Source organism: Candidatus Jordarchaeum sp. (assembly GCF_052745115.1).
Genome location: NZ_JBRAKS010000251.1, coordinates 1 through 5,671 on the forward strand (window position 1 = coordinate 1; position 5,671 = coordinate 5,671).

At 39.3% G+C, this 5,671-nt stretch carries 3 protein-coding genes; all 3 read right to left on the reverse strand.

All coding sequences use genetic code 11. The annotated features are described in order from the left end of the window. The coding region (locus ACUVXA_RS15135; protein WP_445872117.1) for a S8 family serine peptidase at window positions 1-2,450 on the reverse strand (2,450 nt) is incomplete at its 3' end. Between the two features lie 259 nt (window positions 2,451-2,709). Then, entirely contained in the window at window positions 2,710-3,456 is a 747-nt protein-coding gene (locus ACUVXA_RS15140) for a polyprenol monophosphomannose synthase (protein ID WP_445872118.1), read from the reverse strand. Window positions 3,457-3,816: 360 nt separating this feature from the next. Further along, window positions 3,817-4,593 carry a hypothetical protein gene (locus ACUVXA_RS15145; RefSeq protein ID WP_445872119.1) on the reverse strand — a complete coding sequence of 259 codons (777 nt, stop codon included), beginning with the start codon at window positions 4,591-4,593 and terminating at the stop codon, window positions 3,817-3,819. Window positions 4,594-5,671 lie beyond the last annotated feature (1,078 nt).

The following is a 5,671-nucleotide window of genomic DNA, read 5'->3' on the forward strand; positions in this document are numbered from 1 at the left end:
GCAAGGGCGTTAACCCGGCCAAAGCCGTACATAATATCCCATCCCGGAGGACCCAGGTCGTATTCCTGTGCTCCCGCTAGGAGCGCCCAGCGAATCACAGCAGCCCTAATAATCGAAGGGAGCCCCATTTCGTCATATTGCTGGACGAGGAGTAGTGCTACCGCCGCAACCACCGAAGAGGATATGCTCGTATATTTGTATGCTGTGGTCAACTCTGGTTTTGGGAAATACCAGTGGGGTGAGGGACCTAGAGGGCTTAGGGGAGACCAGAAGTTACCAAGGTAACCGTTAGTTGCTCCCACAGTTATTGCCCAGTCGGCTATTCCAGGAGTCATCAGCCTCCCTATAAGATTGCTCTTAGTTATATCCATCGCGCCTCCGCCAGTTATCACAACTATACCGTTGAGAAAGGCGCGGTCTACCGCCTCCGTAAGAGAACCATAAAGCTGATCCCTGCAGCCAACGGGTATTACAATCACGGAGATGTTGAAACGATCCTTGTTTCTTATGCACCAGTATACTGCCTCAGTGGTGTAGGTGTAGGTCATGTAGTTTAACTCTCCATTCTCCGACTTGACTTTAAGATCTACTATGTTTGCCTCAGGCGCTATGCCTCTAGAGCCTGCAATCATACACGCGGTCCAAGTTCCATGCCAAAGCCCGTGCCAAAGGAAGTCTTCAGGAGTAATGTCCCCAACTATTAGGGGGGCGCCTTCCAGTCCGGTAAGAAAGTTTACTTGGTAGAGTATTCTGCCCTCATTCTTACCCCTTATCTCTGCATAGTCGTCGTTTATTCCCGAGTCTATGATGGCTATGGTTGTTCCTCGTCCAGTTATGTTCCAATTTTTAAGTATGTCCGCACCCACGTAGTTGTAATCTCTGTAGTGGTTTTCGATATCGGGGGGCTCTGAGGTATTCCTGTTGTAGAGTATGTAGCATACCGGATAATTGTTAACTAGGTTTCTCAGTGTCTCCTGAAGATCTATACTGGTAGTGTTTATACTTCCATAAATGGCAAAGTAGGACACCCACTCTTCCTCATACACGTGAAAAATATTGAAGAACCCAGAGTAGTTAAGACTGGTAATGTTGCCATCTGGAATCGGGGCGTCAAAGCGCAGTATAACTGGGATGCTTGGTGGCACAGGGTCAAGAGATGAGAGATGGGGATCAATTTTATCGTCGGTGCTCAGGCTACTGTGAGACATAAGTGGAGACTTGGTTGAGGCGACTAAACTGCCCATAAACATTAACGAAACAAACAGTGAAGCTACGATAATTAGCAGTACAGCAGTTTTCACCGAAGGTTTTAGCATGCCCCGGAAAAGGCCAGATATTTTCCATGGTGATGCCACGGGCATTGCAGTTACTACCAGAACAACCGCAAGCCCGGCGTAGATGGGGATTGGTATAGAGGGCGTAAGAGTGGGGAAATTATAGAGGTTCTGAATTGCAAACCTTAAACCAGGATAGAAGTACAAGTATGCTAAAAAGCCTAGGATTACCATCGTTTTCATTTTTGAGACATGGAGGTATACCAACATTCCAATTACAAAAGATATTAGAGAGATGTAGGTAAAGAGGTTAAAGTTCAAGGGAAAGTTTGCATGGATATTTCCAAAGTTAATGGGGGAGGAAGGCAGAGAGTAAAACACGTACCGGTCTACCCAAATCTGGACGGGGATGAAAGTTAAAGGTGCTACGAGCACCATAAGAATGGAGCTCCCTACGATTTGAAGTTTGCCGATTTGTGGGGGATTTTTCTTAAAGGAAATAATGGCACAACTAAGGACTAATGTAAATACACCGATGACCTCAAAGGCGTCGACGGCTTTAAAAAACAGGTTTTGCGTGTAGAAGTAGAAGCCTCCCGGAATAGGGTAGAAAGAGTAATTCGACGCCGTAAGTAGAACAGAGGCAGCCATGATAGTTCCGAGGGTGAAGTTGTAGAACCCGGAGGCTAGGTAGAACCGTTCACTAGGTCTCTGAATCTCTCCTCTTCTCAGGATGAAATCCGTGGCTACCACAATAAAGAGGGTTGTAAAGACCGAGATTAAAATAATGTACTGAGTTATATCCGTGTAAACGCTTTCAACATATAGAGATAGACCAAAACTAGGGCCGTCAAGGGCAGTGTATCCGTTCACTCTCTGCACCAAGATCAGGGCTGCGGCGATAAAAAGCGCCGTCTTACTGACCTGTGCTACCCATAAATTCCGGATCTTCTTTTCTTCAATCAGAAATATTAGCGAAGTGAAAAATATTATTTCGCCAACCAGAAAAAGCGGAAACCCGGCATAACTCCAGGCAATCCGCCCCGAAAAAGAAACATATGAAGGAGAGGGTAGTGTAACTGAGAGTTGTATTTCATTTAGTGAGAGGCCAACCAATGCTACAAGTAGTCCCAGAAAATAGAAGACGCTTTTCTTTTCAGCAAACTCAGCAATCATTTTATGAGTCCTCTCACAATTTTAAGTCAACCACCTTTAAAAATTATCCATTATTGTTAGTGATGCAAAGTAAGTTTTGTAGATTATAATTTCCAGAAGTATTGATTATTAAATATAATATTTGATTTTTAAAAAGTTTATTATGTCTTTATTATGTCCAAGTTTCTAGCCAAGAATCGACTCCCCGGGATTTTTTCAATTAAATCGATTTTGCGAATGGATGGTTGCTTTACGTCCTCAAAGATGGTGAATTAGGGTTTTAGAAAAAATTTCTGTTTTTGAGCATGGTTTCTCTTAGAAGCATTTTTATAAATGATGAGCATTCCCCTTTTCCAAGCTTGGATTTCCCTCGCACCCTCTCTCTGAAAATAATAGGTACTTCCTTTAGAGTAAGCCCCTGTTCTTTAGCTCTTATGAGCATCTCTACTTGAAAATCGTAACTATTACATTTAACGTTTGGAAGAATTGCTTCCAAAGCTTCTCTCTTATAGGCTCGAAAACCCGATGTATTATCTTTCACTCCAAGTCTAAATAGCATATCAACTAGCGTGTTTGCAACAAAGCTAAATACTCTTCTAATAAAGCCCCAGCCGATAATCCCACCACCTTTCACATAGCGAGAGCCAATAACCACATCAAAACCATCACCACACTTTCGGAGTATACGACATATGTCCAACGGATTGTGAGAAAAGTCAGCATCCATCTCCATAACCACGCTTCCACTGATCGCCTGAAATCCATCCTTATAGGAGTAGCCTAGACCTTTCTTCTCCTTCCTTTCTAATATCCGAATATTATCAAACCTTTCCGTATATTTTTTAACAACATCTGCGGTTCCATCAGGACTATTATCATCAACTACAATTATCTCCCCATTTATGCTATTATCTTCAAAAACCCTTTCAATACTCAAAATTAAAGACTCTATGTTTTCAACCTCATTATAAGTTGGAATAACTATGGAAAGTTCACGCTGCTCCTTTTTACCCCTAATTTTTTCCATGAATCAGCACTCTATGTTCTATTTTCTTGGTTTACCTCTCTTTTGAAGTGTTCCCTTTAAAAAAGATTGCATTTAAAAAATATTTCTAATACAAGACTAATTTAAATCTTTGGAAAGGTTTATCATAAATTCCAAGGCACATATAATATTTTAAGAGGGGGACTCCATAGTTTGGTTCGGTTTTAGTATCTTCTTCTCCTAAAATATTTTAAAGGTCCGTATTTTAACAGAGGCGAAGTTTTAGAATGTAAAAAAATAATAACTTCATAAACTCCTTCAACCACCCACACACAGAAAGAATTAGGCGGTGGACTCATAATATTTCAACAGGCAGCATATAAAAATTGCGAAGCACATAGTTTATTTTACATAAACTCTAATTAAACCCAACTGGAAAACTAGGTTAAATCCACTTTGTTTAATAGTGTAATCGTAAGGGATTAGTGTTAGTACATAGATTTCGTCAAAAATTTGGGCCCAAAACAATGCTGATTGAAGATCCACATCCATAGAAGAGTAAACAAAAACCTGTTTAAAGGGAAAAGCCAACTGAGCCCAACCAGCCAAACTCTCATGAGCAATAATACAAGAGTCCAAAGACATATTAAATCCCAGCAAGCTCAAAGCAAAAACTATATCCTGAGACATAGAGACAGGAACAGTATTACGCTGCATGCTTGGAGTAAGATACCGCGCAGTATCGATATTATTAAAATAGGGAAAGGGTGCCTCAGGGGGCATAACCATATAGGTAAAGGATAGTAGAATCATTAAAGGTATAAAAATAATTAAAAATCTGGTTCGGATAAACCTAGAAATTCTTAGTCTGTGCACAAATATGGTATTTGTTTCGTCGGGAAAAAGAAAATTGGTAGCGTAAATCGTGAACGGTATGGTAAGCATGAACATCCACCTCGACCATAGAGGTAATGCAGAGTGGGGCAATGCTAGAGGCATAAATGAAGCTACTAAAAGAAACAAGGTAGTAACATCTAAGGCCTCACTTTTAAAATAGCCTAGCACAGCCAAAGGAAGAATGGGGGCAAAACCAATAACAAAAAGCTGAAGAATATGAGCGTTTAAAACATCAACAGTAGGATACAGGTAAACCCCCACTCTTAACGAGATGTAATCCACCAGAACACCGCCAAAAGAATATTCTGTAAAAGGATCATAGAAATAGGGTATACCTTCACCCAACCAGTTTGTATAATAGAATATAAATAACATTGATGGCGATAAAAAAGAAAAAATAAGTCCAGCCAACTTCCACTTTTGGAGATTAATTCCCTCTCGTTTTTTATAGAACTCTAATAAAACCATGTAAATTAAAGTAATTAGTAGAATTACGGTTACAAGCTCATGAGAAATAGCACATAGAAAGGAAAAAATAAAAAGGAAAAGCATATTCGACCTTTTTTCTAAATTCGATATTTGAGCCATGGCAAGAATAAAAAATACAAGACCCAAAACATTTCTATAAGAATCCCAAGTTAATCTGAGAGTAACAAAATAAGATGTGCAAATTAAAGCACATACCAAACTCTTTTTATTATCCCAACCCAAATAACTGCGCGAAAAAAAGAATACTGAAAAACCCAAACATCCACTGAGAAAGGGGCCAAAAAATTTAGTTATTAAAATTGGATCCACATTAGAGATATAACCCAAAAAACCCATAGATATATAGAGAAGAGGTGCCATGCACCAATTTGTAAGAACAGTTAAACTATAAAGCGGTCCGTAGATTTGACAATAACTAGTAACGGGCGCATACCAAGTAACAGTATCGTAACCTAAAGGCCAAGGAAAAGAAACAATCTCGGGAATCGACCTAATCAATAGTGGCACCAGAAATGACAACAAGTAATAGTACTTGTTTTCCATAAGATTCTCCGCCAAATATGGTATAAATATTTTAATGCGATGAGATAGTAGTTATTTTATGTTTCTTCCTTTTATCAGCTTTGAGTATTTTTATTTTTTGGAAGTTTAAATAATAAAACAAATAAGTGCATGATTTACCTAATAAAGGTGGTGATATGACAGAATGGGATAACCATTGGAAAACCTATTCGGTGTCTAAGGCAGAAAAATGGTTGATTATGGAAAGAGATAAAATAATAAATACTTTTTTAGAAAAATTAGGTTCATCTAAAAAAAGGGTTCTAGAAATAGGATGTGGTTACGGCTCCAATATCAGATTATTAAAAAA